At 70.5% G+C, this 18535-nt stretch carries 17 protein-coding genes; 12 read left to right on the forward strand and 5 right to left on the reverse strand.

The features are described 5' to 3' along the window. Window positions 1–67 precede the first annotated feature (67 nt). The 4 genes from guaD to AC07SQ_RS12915 all read left to right on the forward strand — a co-directional run bounded on the left by guaD (window position 68) and on the right by AC07SQ_RS12915 (window position 4609). The gene (guaD, locus tag AC07SQ_RS12900) at window positions 68–1354 is read left to right on the forward strand and encodes a guanine deaminase (RefSeq protein WP_495270985.1); all 1287 of its coding nucleotides are present in this window, start codon (window positions 68–70) and stop codon (window positions 1352–1354) included. Window positions 1355–1439: 85 nt separating this feature from the next. After that, window positions 1440–2006, forward strand: coding sequence for a dCTP deaminase (gene dcd / locus AC07SQ_RS12905; protein ID WP_062477547.1), 567 nt, complete (start codon window positions 1440–1442; stop codon window positions 2004–2006). A 112-nt stretch (window positions 2007–2118) separates the two neighbouring features. Continuing rightward, window positions 2119–3009 (forward strand): KPN_02809 family neutral zinc metallopeptidase, encoded by an 891-nt coding sequence (gene ypfJ / locus AC07SQ_RS12910; RefSeq protein ID WP_495270984.1) that lies wholly within the window; start codon window positions 2119–2121, stop codon window positions 3007–3009. 130 nt (window positions 3010–3139) lie between these two features. Beyond that, a complete protein-coding gene (locus AC07SQ_RS12915) occupies window positions 3140–4609 on the forward strand; it encodes a DEAD/DEAH box helicase (protein ID WP_062477554.1) in 1470 nt (489 codons plus the stop codon). 69 nt (window positions 4610–4678) lie between these two features. On the opposite strand, the gene AC07SQ_RS12920 is transcribed toward AC07SQ_RS12915, so the two are convergent. Genes AC07SQ_RS12920 through AC07SQ_RS12935 form a run of 4 tightly spaced genes read right to left on the reverse strand, consistent with a single transcriptional unit; the run spans window position 4679 to window position 9109 of the window. Beyond that, window positions 4679–6316: a rhodanese-related sulfurtransferase gene (locus AC07SQ_RS12920; RefSeq protein WP_495270983.1), complete on the reverse strand. Its 1638-nt coding sequence runs from the start codon at window positions 6314–6316 to the stop codon at window positions 4679–4681. Then, the gene (locus AC07SQ_RS12925) at window positions 6313–6912 is read right to left on the reverse strand and encodes a cysteine dioxygenase family protein (protein ID WP_062477560.1); all 600 of its coding nucleotides are present in this window, start codon (window positions 6910–6912) and stop codon (window positions 6313–6315) included. Before AC07SQ_RS12925 ends, AC07SQ_RS12920 begins: the two co-directional genes overlap by 4 nt. Further along, a complete protein-coding gene (locus tag AC07SQ_RS12930) occupies window positions 6909–7880 on the reverse strand; it encodes an ABC transporter substrate-binding protein (RefSeq protein WP_495270982.1) in 972 nt (323 codons plus the stop codon). The genes AC07SQ_RS12925 and AC07SQ_RS12930 overlap by 4 nt, the downstream gene beginning before the upstream one ends. Further along, a complete protein-coding gene (locus AC07SQ_RS12935) occupies window positions 7877–9109 on the reverse strand; it encodes an acyl-CoA dehydrogenase family protein (RefSeq protein WP_495270980.1) in 1233 nt (410 codons plus the stop codon). The genes AC07SQ_RS12930 and AC07SQ_RS12935 overlap by 4 nt, the downstream gene beginning before the upstream one ends. Window positions 9110–9256: 147 nt before the next feature. Here AC07SQ_RS12935 and AC07SQ_RS12940 point away from each other — a divergent pair, with 147 nt between their 5' ends. The 8 genes from AC07SQ_RS12940 to AC07SQ_RS12975 all read left to right on the forward strand — a co-directional run bounded on the left by AC07SQ_RS12940 (window position 9257) and on the right by AC07SQ_RS12975 (window position 17352). After that, on the forward strand, window positions 9257–10255 hold the full coding sequence (locus tag AC07SQ_RS12940) for an ABC transporter substrate-binding protein (protein ID WP_062482537.1): 999 nt from the start codon (window positions 9257–9259) through the stop codon (window positions 10253–10255). Window positions 10256–10288: 33 nt separating this feature from the next. Continuing rightward, the gene (locus AC07SQ_RS12945) at window positions 10289–11398 is read left to right on the forward strand and encodes an LLM class flavin-dependent oxidoreductase (RefSeq protein ID WP_062482534.1); all 1110 of its coding nucleotides are present in this window, start codon (window positions 10289–10291) and stop codon (window positions 11396–11398) included. A 3-nt stretch (window positions 11399–11401) separates the two neighbouring features. Then, the gene (locus AC07SQ_RS12950) at window positions 11402–12226 is read left to right on the forward strand and encodes a class II aldolase/adducin family protein (protein WP_495270979.1); all 825 of its coding nucleotides are present in this window, start codon (window positions 11402–11404) and stop codon (window positions 12224–12226) included. A gap of 29 nt (window positions 12227–12255) precedes the next feature. Next, window positions 12256–13257, forward strand: coding sequence for an ABC transporter substrate-binding protein (locus AC07SQ_RS12955; protein WP_062482528.1), 1002 nt, complete (start codon window positions 12256–12258; stop codon window positions 13255–13257). Continuing rightward, on the forward strand, window positions 13254–14321 hold the full coding sequence (locus tag AC07SQ_RS12960; RefSeq protein WP_495270978.1) for an ABC transporter permease: 1068 nt from the start codon (window positions 13254–13256) through the stop codon (window positions 14319–14321). Before AC07SQ_RS12955 ends, AC07SQ_RS12960 begins: the two co-directional genes overlap by 4 nt. Then, window positions 14315–15103, forward strand: a complete 789-nt coding sequence (locus tag AC07SQ_RS12965; RefSeq protein ID WP_495270977.1) for an ABC transporter ATP-binding protein — start codon at window positions 14315–14317, stop codon at window positions 15101–15103. The genes AC07SQ_RS12960 and AC07SQ_RS12965 overlap by 7 nt, the downstream gene beginning before the upstream one ends. Window positions 15104–15212: 109 nt before the next feature. Beyond that, the gene (locus AC07SQ_RS12970; RefSeq protein ID WP_495270976.1) at window positions 15213–16355 is read left to right on the forward strand and encodes a c-type cytochrome; all 1143 of its coding nucleotides are present in this window, start codon (window positions 15213–15215) and stop codon (window positions 16353–16355) included. A 34-nt stretch (window positions 16356–16389) separates the two neighbouring features. Beyond that, window positions 16390–17352, forward strand: a complete 963-nt coding sequence (locus AC07SQ_RS12975; RefSeq protein WP_495266097.1) for an ABC transporter substrate-binding protein — start codon at window positions 16390–16392, stop codon at window positions 17350–17352. On the opposite strand, the gene AC07SQ_RS12980 is transcribed toward AC07SQ_RS12975, so the two are convergent. Next, on the reverse strand, window positions 17349–18386 hold the full coding sequence (locus AC07SQ_RS12980; protein ID WP_495270975.1) for an AraC family transcriptional regulator: 1038 nt from the start codon (window positions 18384–18386) through the stop codon (window positions 17349–17351). The two genes, AC07SQ_RS12975 and AC07SQ_RS12980, sit on opposite strands and share 4 nt — an antisense overlap. Window positions 18387–18535 lie beyond the last annotated feature (149 nt).

Consider the following 18535-nt stretch of genomic DNA (forward strand, 5'->3'; position numbering starts at 1 on the left):
GCGTATAGCACTCATACGCGCAGGGCAATTCCCGCCGTCCGGGGCTGGATTACCCTCCGCATCCACGATGAAAAAAGCCTACCGCGCCTCCCTCCTGCGATTCGACGCCGCCGGCCTGCCTGTCTTCGACGAGGACGGCCTGCTGGTCGTCGCCCCCGACAGCACCGGCCGCCAGCGCGTGCTCGACGCCGGCAGCCATGCCGACGTGTCGCCGCGCCATGCCGGCGCCCACACCACCCACCTGCCGGGCCGCATCCTGGCGCCGGGCTTCGTGGACATGCACGTGCACTACCCGCAGACCGACATCATCGGCGCGCCCGCCGCCGGCCTGCTGCCCTGGCTCGAGAACTACACCTTCCCGGCCGAAAGCAAGTTCGCCGACCCCGCCCACTCGCGCGTGGTGGCCGACGTGTTCTTCGACGAGCTGCTGCGCAACGGCGTGACCACCTCGCTGACCTTCGCGACCTCGCACGTCGCCTCGGTCGACGCCTTCTTCGAGAGCGCGCAGCGCCGCCAGCTGCGCATGATCACCGGCAAGGTGCTGCAGGACCGCAACTCGCCCGACGGCGTGCGCGACGACACCGAGCAGAGCCTGGTCGACACCGAGGCGCTGATCCGCAAGTGGCACAACGTCGATCGCCTGGGCTACGCCATCACGCCGCGCTTCGCGCCCACCAGCACCGACGCGCAGATGCGCGGCGCCGGCGAGCTGGCCGCGAAGTACGGCGACACCTGGATCCAGTCGCACGTGGCCGAGAACCGCGACGAGGTGAAGTGGGCGCGCGAGCTGTACCCCAAGTCGCGCTCCTACCTGGACGTGTACGCCGACTTCGGCCTGCTGCGCGAGCGCGCCGTGTACGCCCACTGCATCTACCTGGACGACACCGACCGTGCGCTCATGCACGAGACCAAGACGGCCGCCGCCGTGAGCCCCACGAGCAACCTGTTCCTGGGCAGCGGCTTCTTCGACTTCGGCGCGGCCGACCGCCTCGAGCAGCCCTACGGCCTGGCCAGCGACGTGGGTGGCGGCACGAGCTTCAGCCCCTTCCACACCATGCTGGCCGCGTATTACGTCGGTCGCGAGGGTCAGACCAAGACCGGACTGAGCATCGCGCCCTCGCGGCTGTGGTGGCATCACACCGGCGGCGCCGCGCGCTCGCTGGGGCTCGACGGCGTGGTCGGCAACCTGCAGCCGGGCTGCGAGGCCGACTTCCTGGTGCTGAACCCGTCCGCCACGCCGCTCCTGGCGCGCAAGACCTCGCTGGCCAACAACCTCGAAGAGCTGCTGTTCGCGATGATCGTGCTGGGCGACGACCGGCTGGTCGAGCGCACGGTGATTTCGCAGGCGGGCTGAGCGGCGCTGGCGGGGGGAGGGCGCGCAGGGCGCCCATGCCACAATTCGGCCCCGATTTCCCCCGCAGCAGCATCAGCGAGCGCATATGAGCATCAAGAGCGACAAATGGATCCGGCGCATGGCCGAGAACGAAGGAATGATCGATCCCTTCGAACCGGGCCAGGTGCGCGAGAACGACGGCCACAAGATCATCAGCTACGGCACCTCGAGCTACGGCTACGACATCCGGTGCGCGCCCGAGTTCAAGGTCTTCACCAACATCCACAGCACCGTGGTCGACCCGAAGAACTTCGACGAGAAGAGCTTCGTCGACATGCACGGCGACTACTGCATCATTCCGCCCAACAGCTTCGCGCTGGCGCGCACCGTGGAGTACTTCCGCATCCCGCGCAACGTGCTGACCATCTGCCTGGGCAAGAGCACCTACGCGCGCTGCGGCATCATCGTCAACGTGACCCCGTTCGAGCCCGAGTGGGAAGGCTACGTGACGCTGGAGTTCAGCAACACCACGCCGCTGCCCGCCAAGATCTACGCGGGCGAAGGCTGCGCGCAGGTGCTGTTCTTCGAGAGCGACGAGGTCTGCGAGACCAGCTACAAGGACCGTGGCGGCAAGTACCAGGGCCAGCGCGGCGTCACGCTGCCCAAGACCTGACAGCCTGATACAGGCATCCTGACCGCCGGTTACGTTCCGGGCGGCCGGGCCAAGTACCATCCTGCGACGTTCCGGCAAATACACCGTTCAGCAAGCCGGCAAGGAGACTGCGATGAGATGGGAAGGCAACGAACAATCCGACAACGTCGAAGACCGCCGCGACGGCGGGGGCGGCGGCGGTGGTGGGGGCGGCCTGTTTGGCGGTCGCAGCATCGGCATCGGCACCATCGCGGTCGCGCTCATCGCAGGCTGGGTCTTCGGCATCAATCCGCTCACCGTGCTGGGCCTGCTCAGCGGTGGCGGCGATCCGGTCCAGGTGCAGCAACAGCAGCAAGGCCCGGCGCCCAAGCCGCCCACCGGCGATCGCGAGGCGGCCTTCGTCTCCACCGTGCTGAAGAACACCGAGGTGGTCTGGACCGATCTGTTCCGCAAGAACGGCGGCAACTACCAGGCACCCCGGCTCGTGCTGTTCCGCGGCGCCACGCCCACGGCCTGCGGCACCGGTCAATCGGCCATGGGGCCGTTCTACTGCCCGGGCGACAAGAAGGTCTACATCGACCTGGCGTTCTACGACACCCTCAAGAACCAGCTCGGTGCGCCCGGCGAGTTCGCGCAGGCGTACGTCATCGCGCACGAGGTCGGCCACCACGTGCAGGACGAACTGGGCATCACCGCCAAGGTCGACGGCATGCGCGGGCGCCTGAGCCAGTCGCAGAACAACGCCATCAGCGTGCGCGTCGAGCTGCAGGCCGACTGCTTCGCGGGCGTGTGGGCACACCATTCGCAGGAGTCGAAGAAGTGGCTCGACCCGGGCGACATCGAGGCCGCCATGAACGCCGCGCAGAAGATCGGCGACGACGCCCTGCAGCGCTCCGCGGGCCGCGCCGTGGTGCCCGACAGCTTCACCCACGGCTCCAGTGCACAGCGCCAACGCTGGTTCGGCACGGGCTACCAGACGGGTGAAATGAAGTCCTGCGACACCTTCAACGCGCGCAATCTGTAAAGATTGTCTCCCGAGAGCCCCGATTTCATTGAGGTCTTTGCTATTGAATAAATAGCAATTCGGCCTGCGCGGATGTTGTCGTTTCGTTGTCACTGCCGTTTTTTGCGGCAGTGCGACAATAGAAGGCTCAATGACAATGTCCTTCTCCAATCTTTCGCTGGCAGAACCGCTGGCCCGCGCCGTGGCCGAAATGGGCTACGAGACCATGACGCCCATCCAGGCACAGGCCATTCCGGTCGTGCTTTCAGGCCAGGACGTGATGGGCGCCGCGCAGACCGGCACCGGCAAGACGGCGGCGTTTTCGCTGCCCTTGCTGCAGCGCATGCTCAAGCACGAAAACGCCTCCACCTCGCCCGCGCGGCATCCGGTGCGTGCGCTGGTGCTGCTGCCCACGCGTGAGCTGGCCGACCAGGTCGCGCAACAGGTCAAGCTGTACGCCAAGTACACCAACCTGCGCAGCACGGTCGTGTTCGGCGGCATCGACATGAAGCCCCAGACGCTGGAGCTGAAGAAGGGCGTCGAAGTGCTCGTGGCCACGCCGGGCCGGCTGCTCGACCACATCGAGGCCAAGAACGCGGTCCTCAACCAGGTCGAATACGTCGTGCTCGACGAGGCCGACCGCATGCTCGACATCGGCTTCCTGCCCGACCTGCAGCGCATCCTGAGCTACCTGCCCAAGCAGCGCACCACGCTGCTGTTCTCGGCCACCTTCTCGCCCGAGATCAAGCGGCTGGCCAGCAGCTACCTGCAGAACCCGGTCACCATCGAAGTGGCACGGCCGAACGAAACGGCCTCCACCGTCGAACAGCACTTCTATAGCGTCTCCGACGACGACAAGCGCCGTGCGCTCAAGCAGATCGTCAAGCAGCGCGGCATTACGCAGGCCTTCGTGTTCGTCAACAGCAAGCTCGGCTGCGCGCGCCTCGCACGCTCGCTGGAGCGCGACGGTCTGCGTACCACCGCACTGCACGGTGACAAGAGCCAGGACGAACGCCTGAAGGCGCTCGCCTCGTTCAAGGCCGGCGAAGTCGACCTCTTGGTGTGCACCGACGTCGCGGCCCGCGGCCTCGACATCAAGGACGTGCCCGCCGTCTTCAACTTCGACATCCCGTTCAACGCCGAAGACTACGTGCACCGCATCGGCCGCACGGGCCGTGCCGGCGCTTCGGGCCTGGCCGTGAGCTTCGCCAGCGGCGGCAACGATGCGCGCCTGGTGGCCGACATCGAGAAGCTGATCAAGAAGAAGATCGAGCTCGAACCCGTCGAGTTCGAAGAAGACCGCCCGCGCGGTCGCATCAACGACGGACGCCGCCATTGGCGTGAAGAAGGCGAAGCCGGCGACGCACGCGACGTGCTCGACCAGCCGCGCGAACGCCGCGAAGCCGACACCCGCCGCAGCATGAGCGGTGGCGGCCGCCCGCACCGCGCGCCGTCCGCGCCGCGCGATCCGTTCTTCGACAAGCCCTACGAATCCGGCGAGCGCGAAGCCGCACCGGCCTGGGAAGCGTCGGCCAAGGCCGCGCCCGCACGCGGCATCTCGAGCAACATCAAGAGCAAGCGCAAGGTCGCGGCACTGTTCAAGGCGGCCGAGCCGGGTTGAGCCGGGGTCGCGCGACAGTGAAAGCAAAAAGCCGGGCATGCCCGGCTTTTTTTTGTCTGCGCTGCGCGCTCAGACCACGCGGAAGTGATGCGTGCCGTCGCGCCCCAGCTGCTCCACCAGCCCGAACTCCCAGTCCAGGTAGGCCTGCATGGCTTCTGCGGGCGCGTCGGTGCCCTCGTAGGGCCGGCGATAGCGGTCGGTGCGGGCGGTGGCCAGGCGGGTCTCGCCGGTCTCGGCTGGCAGCCCGGCGGCGAACCAGGCGGTGTTGCCGCCCGTGAGCACCTGCACCTCCACGTCGCGCTGGCCGCATGCGTCGAGCAGGGCGCGCAGGTCCGCGGCGGCGTAGCGCGCGAGCAGGCTGCTGCCGCAGGTCAGCACGTAGCGCGGCGCGGACGGAAGGGCCTGGCGGTCGATCGCCTGCGCCAGCTGCGCGCGGATCGCGTACCAGGCGCCGGGAATGTGGCGCTTCACGTAGTTGGCGCTCGTGGTCACGTCGATCACGGCGGTGGCGGGCTGCTGCTTCAGTAACTCGGCCAAGGCTTGCGGCGCGATCTCGGCGACCGTGGTCGCGACGGGCGGGTGGGCCGCCGTCGGCGTGCCGGTTTCGCTGTGCGCGGCGGCTGGCGGCACCGCATCGGGCACGTACACCTCCCAGCCCATCTGCGCGAGCCATGAGGCGCTCATCGACGCGCGCACGCCGTCGTCGTCGGCCAGCACGATGCGGGCGCCGCGCACCGGCACCTGGTGGTCGGTTTCCTGCACCAGCTGCCCGCCGGGCGCGCTCGCGAAGCCGGGCAGGTGGCCGGCGGTGTATTCCTCGGGCGTGCGCACGTCGAAGCGATACACGGTGCGGTTCGGGGCCTCGAGTGTGCCGAGCGCGTCGAGGGCGATGCGGTGCACGCCCGCGGCATCGGCCACGCGGCGCGCGTCGGCCTGTGCCTGCGCGCGGTTCGCGTCCGACACCGCGGCCGGTGCCTGCCGGCCCGCGCCGTGGTCGAGCACCTGGCCCGCGAGCTTCCACCCGATGGTGCCGTTGCGCAGCGCCGCGACCGGATTCGGGATGCCCGCGTTCACGAGCGACTGCGTGCCGATGATGCTGCGTGTGCGGCCCGCGCAGTTCACGATCACGCGCGTGGCCGGGTCGGGCGCGAGCTCGCGCACGCGCAGCACCAGCTCCGCGCCGGGCACGCTGGTGGCCGAGGGGATGCTCATGGTCTGGTATTCGTCGAAGCGACGCGCGTCGAGCACGACCACGTCGGCGCGGCTGTCGATGAGCGCCTTCACCTCGGGCGCCGACAGCGACGGCGTGTGCCGCTCGTGCTCGACCAGCTCGCCGAAGGACTTGCTCGGCACGTTGACGTCGCGGAACAGCTCGCCGCCCGCCGCGCGCCAGCCTTCGAGGCCGCCGTCGAGCAGATGCACGTTGGTGTAGCCGAGTGCGGCGAAGGTGCGTGCCGCGAGCGGCGCGAGATCGACACCGTCGTGCGCGCCGTACAGCACGATGAAGGTGTCGCGCCGCGGAATGCGCCGCCACGCTTCGATCTCGATGCGCGACAGCGGCAGGTTGGCGGCCCACAGCGGGTGCTCCTGCGCGAACGGGTCTTCCTCGCGCAGGTCGAGCAGCGCGGTCTCCTCGCGCGCGATCAGGCGTTCGCGCAGCGCGGCGAAGGGCAGCAGGGGGAAGGAAGCGGTCGTGGTCGTCGTCATGCGGCAGTGTTTCGGAGTTCGGCGGAGCGGTCCCACAGGTTGGGCAGCAGCGTGTTGGAGTAGCCGGAGACGAAGGGCTTGCGCCCGCCTTCGGCCGGATAGGTGTGGCGGCGCACGGCACCGATGTTGGCGCCGTACACGTGGATGCTGATCGACACGCGGTCGGCGTGCGCGTTGTGCACGCGGTGCAGGTCGCCCACGGTGGGCGACACGGCCTCGACATGGCCCGCATCGAGCCGCACCGGCTCGCCTTGGGGCCGCGCGGTGCCGTCGGCGTCGAGCGCGTAGGGCTGGCTGTACTCGGCGCCGCGCAGCATGCCGATGAGGCCCCACACCGTGTGGTCGTGGATCGGCGTGGCCTGGCCCGGCCCCCAGACGAAGCTCACGACCGAGAAGCGCTCGGTGCTGTCGGCATGCAGCAAAAACTGCTGGTAGTAGGTCGGGTCGGCCACGGCGAAGGCGTCGGGCAGCCAGTCGTCGCGCGCCACCAGCGTGCGCAGCAGCGCGCCGCCTTCGGACAGGATGCGCGGCTCGTCGGGCCGGCTGTCGAGCAGCCGGCCGAAGGCGCCGACGAAATCGCGCAGCGGAGCAATCATGCGGGGCGTTTCCAGAGTTGGGTGTCGGTGATCGCGCGCACATCCACGCGTGTGGGAAGGATACCGTCACGCGCCGAGCGGTCGGCCACAGTTTGTAGCGCGACGATGTCGGCCTCGCTCACGGGCCGCCCCGCCACCGAGGCGCGCGCCGTGATGAGCCGCGCCGAGGCGATCGGCAGCCGCGTGAGCTGGCTGTAGGCCTGCGCATAGGTCTCGGGGTTGGCCAGCGCCCAGTCGCCCGCGCGGGCGAGCCGCTCGAGAAACTGCACGATGGCCGCGCGCTTGGCCGCATCCGCCAGCGAATGCTCGCTCGCGGTGATGAAGCCCAGCGCCATGTTGATGCCGCGCCCGTCGCGCAGGATGCGCCCGCCCTGCTGCAGCGCGATGGCGTAGTAGGGGTCGAAGATGGCCCAGGCGTCGATCTGCTTCGACGCGAACGCGGCGGCCGCGTCCGTGGGCAGCACGAACTTCACCGTGACCTCGTCGCGCCGCACGCCGGCCTCTTCGAGCGCACCGTAGAGCTGGTACTGCGAGATGCTGCCGCGCGCCGACGAGACGACCACCGTCTGGCCGCGCAGGTCGGCCACGCGGCGCAGCGGCGAGTCGGGCTGCACCACGATGCCCAGCGACTCGGCCTTGCCCACGCGCGTGGCGACGATCTTCAGCGGCGTCTTGCCGACGGCCGCCGCGAGCACCGGCAGGTCGCCGGCCATCGCGGTGTCGACCGCGGCGCTGCGCTGCGCCTCGAACAGCGGCGCGGCGCCCTGGAAGTTGGCCCAGCGGTAGGCAAAAGGCGCGTCGTCGAGGGCCTTGGAGGCCTCGAACAGCGAGCGCAGGCCGCCGGCCTGGTCGCCGAGCACCAGCGTGGCCTGGGGTTGCGCCACCGCGCGCAGCGGGCCGGCCACGGCCAGCGACAGCGCGGCGCCTTGCGCGAGCCAGGCGCGGCGAGAAATTGGCAGCGCGCTCATGCCGCACCTCCGAAGGCCTGCAACGCACGCTGGCCCGCCGCGACCAGGATCGCGTCGTTCTGCGGCGTGTGGATGCGGCTGCACAGCACGTCGCGGTAGTGGCGTTCGAGCGGGTTCTGGCGCGTGAGGCCGTGGTTGCCGCTCAGCTGCAGCGCCAGCTCGACCACGCGGATGGCGTGCGTGGTCACGGTGTGCTTGAGCAGGCCGCTGTCGGCGGCGGGTGGCGTGTGGCCGCTGTCGACCGCGGCGGCCGCGTCGTCGAGCAGCACGCGGTTGGTGCGCAGCAGCGCCTCGATCTCGCCCAACTGCTCCTGCACGCGCGGCAGGCTGGCCAGCGGCGCGCCCAGGCTGCCGGGCGCGCGCCGGTTCAAAAAGTCGACCAGCCAGTCGCGCGCGGCGCGCGCCACGGCGTCGTAGAGGCTGCCCAGCAGCACGACCATCCAGGCCTGCTGCGCCGCATGGGCGTCGATGTCGGTCTGGCTGCCGGCGCCGGGCGCCCAGTCGGCGGGCGCGCGCAGATCGACGGCGTGGTCGGCGGCGATGGCGACGTCCTCGAACACCACCTCGTGACTGCCCGAGGCGCGCAGGCCCAGGTGGTCCCAGCTCGCGATCACGCGGATGCCAGGCGCGTCGCGCGGCACCAGGAACACGCCGGTGCGCGGCGCGGCCTCGTCGGTGCGCGCCCAGACCGCGAGCCACGACAGGCCCTCGATGCCGGTCGTGTAGAGCTTGTGGCCGTCGATGCGCCAGCCCTCGGGCGTGCGCCGCGCCACGGTGCCGGGCAGGCCGCCGCGCGCCGGCGAGCCCAGCGCGGGCTCCACGCGCAGCGCGTTGATGAGCGCGCCGTGCGCCACCGCGTCGCGTGTCACGCGCTCGCGCAGGTGCGCGGGCCAGCGGCTCTCGCGGCGCGCGAGTGCCTGGTGCTGCAGGTAGGTCATGGTGAGGATCAGGGCGGTGGCGGGCTCGCCACGCGCCACCGCCGCGATCACGCGGCGCGCCGTGGCCAGCGTGGCGCCGCCTCCGCCGTATGCGGCGGGCGCGACGAGGCCGATCAGGCCGTGGGCCTGCAGCGCCTCGAAGTTCTGGCGCGGAAAGGCGCCGCTGCGGTCGTGGTCTTCGGCCGTGGACGCGAACTGGTCCGACAGGCGGGCCAGCACGGCGGGATCGACGGAGGGCGGGGTGTCTGCTTCGGGAGCGGCCGGCGCGCGGCGCAAGGGGAGTGCACTCATGGTGCCCGCACGGTAAAGGCCCGCTGCCAGCGCGCGAAGGATGCATCGCGCATATCCAAATTCGTTTTTCTGCGTTCGTTTTCGGGGCCTGCCTCGGTACGGTCTCGCTTCTCCTCGTGAGTGAGTGAAGAAGAAAGAACACAAGGCATGACACCCGATTTCCCGCTGGACCGACGCCGCCTGCTGCAGGCCGCCGCCGCATGGGGCGTGGCGGCTTCGGGCGTGGCGCAGGCCGCCGCGCCCTCGCGCGACCTGTCGGGCGTGACGCTGCGCGTGGGCACCTACAAGGGCCTGTGGCGCCCGCTGCTCACGGCCTCGGGCCAGGCCGACACGCCCTACAAGATCGACTGGCGCGAACTCAACAACGGCGTGCTGCACATCGAGGCCATCAACGGCGATGCACTCGACCTGGGCTCGGGCAGCGAGATTCCGCCGGTGTTCGCGGCGCGGCAGAAGTCGAGCGTGCGGCTCGTGGCCGTGACGCACGAAGACCTCAACAACCAGGCCACGCTGGCGCGCAAGGACTCGGCCATCCGCAGCATCGCCGACCTCAAGGGCAAGCGCGTGGGCTACGTGCGTGCCACCACCTCGCACTACTACCTGGCCAAGCAGCTGGCCGAAGCGGGCCTGTCGTTCGCCGACATCCAGCCCGTGAGCCTCACGCCGGCCGACGGCCTCTCGGCCTTTGCGCGCGGCGACCTCGATGCCTGGGCCATCTACGGCTACAACGGCCAGCTCGCGCGCACCCAGTACGGCGCGCGCACGCTCAAGACCGGCGTGGGCTACCTGTCGGGCAACTTCCCCATCTACGCCAACCCGCGCGCGCTCGACGACACGCTGCGCCGCGCGGCGCTGGGCGACCTGCTGCAGCGCCTGCAGCGCGCGTTCGCCTGGATCAACGGCAACTTCCTGGCCTACGCCCGCGCGCAGTCGGCCGAGACGCGCGTGCCCGTGGGCGACCTGGTCGAGCTGTTCAACGGCCGCAGCGGCGACTACAGCCTGGGCCCGGTCACCGACGCCGTGGTGCGCAGCCACCAGGACGTGGCCGACACCTTCCAGAAGATCGGCGTGCTCGACGGCCCGGCCGACGTGAAGCCGCTGTGGGACCGCCGCTTCGAAAACCTGCTGCGGCTGCCCGCCGCCTGACCCCTTCATTCCATCCGCATCCACGAGGACACCATGAGCCAGAACGACGTTGAATTCATCGGCATGATCCAGGGCCAGAAGGTCTCGGAGATCCATGCCGCCAAGGGCCCGGCCATCGACCGCGACTATGTGCGCGCTTTCGCGCAGGCACACGAGAACGCCGGCTTCGACCGCGTGCTGGTGCCGCACCATTCGACCAGCCCCGACGCCACGCTCACGGTGGCCTATGCGGCCTCGGTGACCGAGCGCATCCACTTCATGCTCGCGCACCGCCCCGGTTTCGTGGCCCCCACGCTCGCGGCGCGCCAGTTCGCCTCGCTCGACCAGTTCAGCGGCGGGCGGCTCGGCGTGCACTACATCTCGGGCGGCTCCGACGAAGAGCAGAAGCGCGACGGCGACTGGCTCGACCACGACCAGCGCTACGCCCGCACCGACGAATACCTCGAGGTGCTGCACAAGGTGTGGACGGCCGAGAAGCCCTTCGACCATGAAGGCGCGCACTACCGCTTCCAGAACGCGTTCTCCGAAGTGAAGCCGGTGCAGACCCGCCACGGCAAGCCGCACGTGCCCGTGTACTTCGGCGGCGCGTCGGAGGCCGCGATCCCGGTCGCGGGCAAGTACGCCGACGTGTACGCGCTGTGGGGCGAATCGCTCGACCAGGCGCGCGAACTCACGACGCGCGTGCGCGCCGAAGCCGCGAAGCACGGGCGCAGCGTGCGCTTCTCGGTGTCGTTCCGCCCGATCCTGGCGGACACCGAAGAAGCCGCATGGGCGCGCGCCGAGAACATCCTGGCCGAGACGAAACGCCTGCGCGTGGTGCAGGGCTACAACCGCGGCGGCCCGCAGCAGAGCGAAGGCGCCAAGCGCCTGCTGGCCGCGGCCGAGAAGGGCTCGCGCCTGGACAAGCGGCTGTGGACCGCGGTCGCGCAGGAGATCGGCGGGCGCTCCAACAGCACCGCGCTGGTCGGCACGCCCGAGCAGGTGGCCGACGCACTGCTCGACTACTACGACCTGGGCGTGACCACCTTCCTGATCCGCGGCTTCGATCCGCTCGAAGACGCGACGGACTACGGCCGCGCGCTGATTCCGCGCACGCGCGAACTCGTCGCGCAGCGCCTGCAATCGCAGCGCAAGGCGGCCTGAGTCATGAGTGCCGTCCTGTCCATCGACCGCAGCGCGGCCCAGCCGCTGAAGCTGCACGCGAACCCGCAGCAGAAGCACTGGTTCGACCCCATCCCGCCGCGCCCCACCGTGCAGGCCGAGCGCCGCCACCGGCAGGAGCGCCTGGCGGGTGCCTTCCGCCTGTTCGCGCGCTTCGGCTTCGCGCAGGGCCTGGCCGGCCACATCACGGCGCGCGACCCCGAGTTGACCGACCACTTCTGGGTCAACCCGCTGGGCGTGCACTTCTCGCGCATCAAGGTGTCCGACCTGCTGCTCGTCAATTCGAAAGGCGAGACCGTCGTCGGCGACCGGCCGCTCAACAAGGCCGCCTTCGCCATCCACGCCGCGATCCACGAGCACAACCCGAACATCGTGGCAGCCGCCCACACGCACTCGACCTACGGCAAGGCCTGGTCCACGCTGGGCCGCAAGCTCGACACCCTCACGCAAGACAGCTGCGTGTTCCACGACGACGTGGCGCTGTTCGACGACTTCACCGGCATGGTGGTCGACACCAGCGAGGGCGAGCGCATCGCCCGCGCGCTGGGCGACAAGAAGGGCGCCATTCTCAAGAACCACGGCATCCTGACGGCCGGCCCCACCGTGGAGGCCGCCGCGTGGTGGTACATCGCGCTGGACAACGCCTGCCACACGCAATTGCTAGCCGAGGCGGCGGGCACGCCGCAGCCGATCGACGAGGCCACCGCGCGCCACACGCACGGCCAGATCGGCGGGCCCGAAGGCGCCATCCATTCCTTCGACAGCCTGTACGAAGGCCTGGTCGAGGCCGAACCCGAACTCCTGCTTTGACGACGACGAACCCCCGGAGCCTTTCCCCGATGAACGCATCCCTTTCCCGCCGCAGCGTGCTGCGCACCGGCGCCGCCGCCGCCGTGGTCGCCTCGGGCGGCCTCATTGCCTCGCAGGCCTTCTCGCAGCAGGCGCGCAAGCTCACCTTCGCCTGGAACGCCGCCGCCTTCTGCCTCTCGCCCGTGGTGGTGGCGCAGGAGCGCGGCTACTTCGAGCGCAACGGCCTGCAGGTGGACCTCATCAACTACACGGGTTCGACCGACCAGCTGCTCGAATCGCTCGCCACCGCCAAGGCCGACGCGGCCGTGGGCATGATCCACCGCTGGCTCAAGCCGCTCGAATCGGGCTTCGACGTGAAGATCGTCGGCAGCTCGCACGGCGGCTGCGTGCGCCTGGTGGGCGCCAAGGACGCGGGCGCCACCAGCCTGGCCAGCCTCAAGGGCAAGATCATCGGCGTGTCGGACATCGCGAGCCCGGGCAAGAACTTCTTCTCGATCCTGCTGGCCAAGAACGGCATCGACGCCGACCGCGACGTGACCTGGCGCCAGTACCCGGCCGACCTGCTCGACATCGCGGTGAAGAAGGGCGAGATCCACGCCATTGCTGACGGCGACCCGAACGTGTACCTGATCGAGAAGCGCAACCAGGGCACCTTCGTCGAGCTCGCGAGCAACCTCTCGGGCGAGTACAAGGACAAGGTCTGCTGCATCGTCGGCGCGCGCGGCGAGCTGGTGCGCAAGGACAAGGCGACCGTTGCCTCGCTGGTGCGCGCCATCGCGCAAGCCTCCGACTACGTGGCCGAGAACCCGAACGAGTCGGCCAAGCTCTTCGCCAAGTACTCGCCCAAGGTGCCGGTCGAAGACCTGCGCGCGCTGCTGGGCACGCTCACGCACAACCACCACCCGCTGGGCCGCAAGCTGCGCGACGAGGTGGAGTTCTACGCGCGCGACTTCCGCGGCGTCGGCGTGCTCAAGAAGACCACCGACCCGGTGCGCTTCGCGGAGCACGTGTCTTTCGATCCGCTGGCATGAGCGCCGTCATCGACCGGGTGCTGGAAGCACCGCCACCGGCGCCGGGGAACTGGCGCCGCCCTGGCATCGAGAAGGCCGCGCCGGCCGCCGTGTTCGCGCGTCCCGCCGAAGGCTTCTGGCGCACCGGCGCGCTCGCGAGCGCGGGCTGGGTCGCGCTGGGCCTGCTCACCGTCTACTGGCCCAACAAGGCCGTGGGCTTCAGCGACTGGGCCTACACCAACGAATTCGGCATTGCCGCCATCGCCATCGGCGCGGCGCTGCTGCTCGTGGCGCTGCTCGGCACGCGCGCGGGCCGCGTGGCGCGCACGCTGCGACCGGCCGGGCCCTGGCTGGTGGCGCTGCCGGTCCTGTTCGCGATCTGGGAGATCGCGACGGCCAAGCTCGCGCTGCTGCCCACGCCGTTCTTCGCGCCGCCGCAGAGCCTCATCGAGACCTACATCGACGACTGGCGCCGCCTCGGCGAAAGCCTGGCGCATTCGGCGCGGCTGCTTGCCCACGGCTTCGTGCTGGGTGCGCTGGCGGGCTTTCTCACGGGCGTGACCATCGGCTGGTCGCGCATCGCGGGCTACTGGGTGCATCCGGTGCTGCGCTTCGTGGGGCCGGTGCCGGCCTCGGCGCTGCTGCCGCTGGCGTTCTTCTTCTTTCCGTCGAGCTACGCGGCGGCCGTGTTCCTCATCGCGCTGGCCACGGGTTTTCCGGTGGCGGTGCTGACGTGGTCGGGCGTGGCGGGCGTCAACCGCAACTACTACGACGTGGCGCGCACCATGGGCGCGAGCGAGCGTTTCCTGGTGCTGCGCGTGGCGATTCCCGCCGCGCTGCCGCAGGTGTTCGTGGGGCTGTTCATGGGGCTGGGCGCCGCCTTCTCGGTGCTGGTGACGGCCGAGATGATGGGCGTGAAGGCCGGGCTGGGCTTCTACCTGTCGTGGGCGCAGGGCTGGGCCTCGTACTCGAACATGTACGCGGCGCTGATCGTGATGGCGCTGCTGTGCTCGGGCCTGATCACGCTGCTGTTCAAGGTGCGCGACCGCGTGCTGTCGTGGCAGAAGGGGACCGTGAAATGGTAGCCACCGTTGAAGCCAAGGTGCGCCAGGCTGGCGCGCAGATCGACATCCAGGGCGTGAGCCACTGGTTCGACGTGCCGGCGGGTCCGCTGCAGGTGCTCGACGACATCGACCTGACGGTGAAGCCCGGCGAGTTCGTCGCGCTGCTCGGGCCGAGCGGCTGCGGCAAGTCGACGCTGCTGCGCCTCGTGGCCGGGCTGGAGCCCGCCACGGCCGGGCGCATCACGCAGGACGGTGCACCCATCACGCGGCCCGACCCGTCGCGCATCGTCGTCTTCCAGGACCCGACGCTCTACCCCTGGCGCAGCGTGTGGGACAACGTGGCGCTCGGCCTGCAGGCGCGCGGCGTGCTCAAGGCGCAGCGCGGGCGCGTCGACGAGGCGCTGAAGCTCGTCGGCCTCACCGACTTCGCCAAGGCCTTTCCGCACCAGCTCTCGGGCGGCATGGCGCAGCGCGTGGCGCTGGCGCGCGCGCTGGTCAACGACCCGCAGCTGCTGGTGCTCGACGAGCCGCTGGGCAAGCTCGACTCGCTCACGCGCATCGCGATGCAGAGCGAGCTGGTCAACCTGTGGCAGCGCGCGGGCTTCTCGGCGCTGCTGGTGACGCACGACGTGGAAGAAGCGCTGTTCCTCGCCAACCGCGTGATTGTGCTGAGCGACCGGCCGGCGCGCATCGCGGCGGAGCTCGTGGTCGACTTGCCGTACCCGCGCCATCGCGGCCATGCGCGTTTGGCAGAACTCCGTCACGAGGCGCTGCGCCACCTGGGGCTCGACGCCACCTGGTAGATGTAGCTCGCCCCCAGGCTGCGCGCACTTCGTGTCGCTTCGCCAACCCCCTACCGGGGGCGGGCCGGCCGCTTCGGGCGGCCGTGCGCGGCGGCCCCCTTGAACAGATATGAACGCTCTGCCGGAAGCCGACTGGCTCAATTTCCTGATCGGCCTGCTCCAGGGCGCCCAGTTGCAGTTGCTGCGCGTGCTCGACGCGCTTGGCCTCGTGCGCCATGTGCACGGCCAGCCGGCGTGGCCGTGGGCGCACCGGCTGTCGGGCGAGAACCTGCTGATCGACCTGGGGCAGGCGCGCAGCCTCGCGTGGACGCTGGTGTGCGTCGGCGTCGCCTTGCTGCTGCTGTCGATCGCGTTGCTCTGGCGGCGCCCGCGCTGGTACCTGCTCGCGCTGGTGCCGATGCTGCTGATCGCCGCGCCCTGGCCCCACGCCAACGTCGTGCTCGTGCCTGCGACGCCGGCGAGCTTCCACGCGTCACCGACGGGCTTCACGGCCACGTCGATCGCGCAAGGCCGCGTGCTCTACGCGCAGCACTGCGTGAGCTGCCACGGCACCGACGGCAAGGGCGAAGGGCCGCTGGCCGCCTCGCTCGCCGTGTGGCCGCCGAACCTCACGGGCCCGCTGCTGTGGCGCCGGGCCGATGGCGACCTGCTCTGGCGTGTGCTTCACGGCACGGCCACCATGCCCGGCTTCGGCGGTGCGCTCGACGCGGCCGATGCCTGGGCGCTCATCGACTACATGAAGGCGCAGGGCGCGGGCCAGAGCCTGCGCGCACTGGGCCACTGGCCGCAGCCGGTCGGCCTGCCCGACATGGCGGTGCGCTGCGGCGCACAGGCGCCCCGGTCGCTCGCGCACTGGCGCGGGCAGCGCGTGCGCGTCGTGGCGGGCGCGGTCGCGCCCAGCGAAGACCCGCGCCTGGTGACGGTGCAGCTGCTGCCGCCCGGGGCGAGGGCCGCAGGCGTCACTGCCGATTGCGTCGCCGATTCACCGGCCGCGTGGGAGGCGCTGGCGCTCATCGCGGGCACTGACCAGCTCGCGGGCATGCAGCTCATCGCCGACCGCGACGGCTGGCTGCGCGTGCGCGGCCAGCCGGGACAGGCCGGCTGGTCCGACGACGACCTGCTGTGCCGCAGCGACAGCCCGCCGGCTGCCTCGGCGAAAGGCGCCGTGCTGCCACCCGATGGCCTGGGCGCGCTCATCGCGCGCATGGACGCCGAGCCGGTGCGCTTCGTCAAGGGCGGCTTCATCCACTGATTTCCTTTTCACTGCTTCCACGGAGAACGAACCCATGACCTCACACCTCGATCGATCGCGCCGCCAACTGCTTGCCGGCGGCCTTGCTGCGGCCACGACCGCCACCTTGCCCGCCTTCGTCCGCGCGCAGGGCCGCCCGGTGCTCAAGGCCGGCGACCAGAAGGGCGGGCTGCGCGCGCTGCTCGAAGCGGCGGGCGGGCTCGAAGGCCTGGGCTACGACATCCAGTGGTCGGAGTTCCCCGCCGCCGCGCCGCTGGCCGAGGCGCTCAACGCGGGCGCGGTCGATTCGGGCCCGATCGGCGATGCGCCGCTGATCTTCGCGCTCGCGGCCGGCACGCGCGTCAAGGCCATCGGCGCGAACCGCTCGGACGCCTACGGCACGGCGGTGCTGGTGCGGCCCGATTCGCCGCTCAAGAGCGCCGCCGAGCTCAAGGGCAAGAGCGTCGCGACCAACCGCGGCTCCATCGGCCACTACGTCACGCTGAAGGCGATCACCGCGGCTGGGCTGAAGCCCGAGGACGTGAACATCCGCTTCCTCGCGCCGGCCGATGCCAAGCTCGCGCTCACGCAGGGCTCGGTCGATGCCTGGGCCACCTGGGAGCCTTACACCGCGCTGGCCGAAATCAGCCGCCATGCGCGCGTGCTGGTCAGCGGACGCGGCCTGCTGCCGGGGCTGAGCTACCTCGCCGCGACCGACGCCGCCATTGCCGCCAAGCGGCCAGTGCTGCAGGACTTTCTGCAGCGCGTGGTGAAGGCGCAGCGCTGGTCGTACCGCAACGTCGATGCGTTCTCGGCCACGCTCGCACGCATCATCGGCATTCCGCCCGAGGCGGCGAAGCTGCAGTTCGAGCGCCGCCAGCAGCAGTGGGTGGCCATCGACGCGCAGGTCATCGCCGACCAGCAGGGCACGGCCGATTTCTACCGGCAGGTGGGGCTCATCAAGCAGCCGCTCGACGTGAAGGGCACGTTCGACACCGGCTTCGGCACGGCGGCCTAGAACCGCCGTTCGAGCGCCTGCACGCGGAAGTCCTGCGGCGCGATGCCGTAGGCGCGGCGAAAGGCGCGGCTGAAGTCCGAGGCGCTGCGAAAGCCGGCGCCGTAGGCGATGTCGGTCACCATCACATGCGGGTAGCGCGCCAGGTCGCTCGCCGCCTGGCGCAGCCGCAGGCTGCGGATGTAGCTGCCCAGCCCGCCTTCGTGCTGGAACATGCGGTACAGCGTGGGGCGCGGCAGCTGCAGCGCGGCCAGCACGCTCTCGGGCGTGAGGTCGGCGCGGTGCAGGTGCGTCTGCACGTGGCGGCGCACCCGGTCGAACATGGCGGCGCGTGCCGCCGCGCGCGCGTTGCCGTCGAAGCCGGCCTGCTTGCCGAAGGCCGACACCACCAGCTGCGCGCCCGTGCGCACCGCGCTCTGCGCCGCCGCCGGCGTCATGCCGCCGATGTGGCGCGCCAGCGTGATCGCGTGCCCCGCCGCCAGCCGCGCCAGCGGCGTGGTGCAGGCCAGCGTGCGCCCGTGCAGGGCCTCGGGGTCGGGGAAGCTCTCCTGCACCAGCGCGCCGGGCACGAAGAAGGTGTGGACGCGGCAGTCGTGGCGCCGCATGCGCACCGGCTGGTTCATGTCCAGCGCGAGGATCGTGGGCGTGCCCGCGGGGGCGGGCGGCGGTTCTCCCTTGCGGCGTGCACCGGGTGTGGCGCGCACCCGCAGGTCCTCCACGCCGCCTTCCTCGAACACATGGAACACGAAGTCGCGCACGCTGTCGGTCGACACGCGGGCCAGCGAGCGCTCCAGCACCAGCGTGTCGGAGCGGCATTCGGTGAAGACCAGGCCGCCCACGTCGTAGCGGTCGATCGCGGCGTGGAAGGGGTGCTCGAGCGCGTCGCGCGAGGGCAGGGCGTCCATCACATGGCCGACGCGCGCGCGCCAGGCCAGGAACTGCCGGTCGGGCGGCTCTGCGTGCACGTCGAAATGGCTGTGCGCCACGCCCGGGGGACAGAGGGGGCGTTCGGGGGCCGTGGCGGCGCTGTGCGTCATAGGGCGAGGTCGGAGCGGCGCCAAGGGGCTGGAGGGTCCATGCCCGCCAAATAGTACTAACTAAGCGTTAAAAAATCACAGATTTTGCGAAATTCTCCCAAGAACTGAGACGGAAGGTCAAGGCTGTTTACAAAGCGACCTCAGGCTCG

It is taken from the genome of Variovorax sp. GW821-FHT06D12, from assembly GCF_059419205.1.

Excerpts from the sequence above, each read along its gene's own strand:
- AC07SQ_RS12930 (WP_495270982.1), bottom strand. The coding sequence starts at position 7,880 with ATGAGCGCGCTGCCAATTTCTCGCCGCGCCTGGCTCGCGCAAGGCGCC.
- dcd (WP_062477547.1), top strand. The coding sequence starts at position 1,440 with ATGAGCATCAAGAGCGACAAATGGATCCGGCGCATGGCCGAGAACGAA.
- AC07SQ_RS12975 (WP_495266097.1), top strand. The coding sequence starts at position 16,390 with ATGACCTCACACCTCGATCGATCGCGCCGCCAACTGCTTGCCGGCGGC.
- AC07SQ_RS12950 (WP_495270979.1), top strand. The coding sequence starts at position 11,402 with ATGAGTGCCGTCCTGTCCATCGACCGCAGCGCGGCCCAGCCGCTGAAG.
- AC07SQ_RS12925 (WP_062477560.1), bottom strand. The coding sequence starts at position 6,912 with ATGATTGCTCCGCTGCGCGATTTCGTCGGCGCCTTCGGCCGGCTGCTC.
- AC07SQ_RS12965 (WP_495270977.1), top strand. The coding sequence starts at position 14,315 with ATGGTAGCCACCGTTGAAGCCAAGGTGCGCCAGGCTGGCGCGCAGATC.
- AC07SQ_RS12935 (WP_495270980.1), bottom strand. The coding sequence starts at position 9,109 with ATGAGTGCACTCCCCTTGCGCCGCGCGCCGGCCGCTCCCGAAGCAGAC.
- AC07SQ_RS12970 (WP_495270976.1), top strand. The coding sequence starts at position 15,213 with ATGAACGCTCTGCCGGAAGCCGACTGGCTCAATTTCCTGATCGGCCTG.
- AC07SQ_RS12940 (WP_062482537.1), top strand. The coding sequence starts at position 9,257 with ATGACACCCGATTTCCCGCTGGACCGACGCCGCCTGCTGCAGGCCGCC.
- AC07SQ_RS12920 (WP_495270983.1), bottom strand. The coding sequence starts at position 6,316 with ATGACGACGACCACGACCGCTTCCTTCCCCCTGCTGCCCTTCGCCGCG.
- AC07SQ_RS12945 (WP_062482534.1), top strand. The coding sequence starts at position 10,289 with ATGAGCCAGAACGACGTTGAATTCATCGGCATGATCCAGGGCCAGAAG.
- guaD (WP_495270985.1), top strand. The coding sequence starts at position 68 with ATGAAAAAAGCCTACCGCGCCTCCCTCCTGCGATTCGACGCCGCCGGC.
- AC07SQ_RS12960 (WP_495270978.1), top strand. The coding sequence starts at position 13,254 with ATGAGCGCCGTCATCGACCGGGTGCTGGAAGCACCGCCACCGGCGCCG.
- AC07SQ_RS12955 (WP_062482528.1), top strand. The coding sequence starts at position 12,256 with ATGAACGCATCCCTTTCCCGCCGCAGCGTGCTGCGCACCGGCGCCGCC.
- AC07SQ_RS12915 (WP_062477554.1), top strand. The coding sequence starts at position 3,140 with ATGACAATGTCCTTCTCCAATCTTTCGCTGGCAGAACCGCTGGCCCGC.
- ypfJ (WP_495270984.1), top strand. The coding sequence starts at position 2,119 with ATGAGATGGGAAGGCAACGAACAATCCGACAACGTCGAAGACCGCCGC.
- AC07SQ_RS12980 (WP_495270975.1), bottom strand. The coding sequence starts at position 18,386 with ATGACGCACAGCGCCGCCACGGCCCCCGAACGCCCCCTCTGTCCCCCG.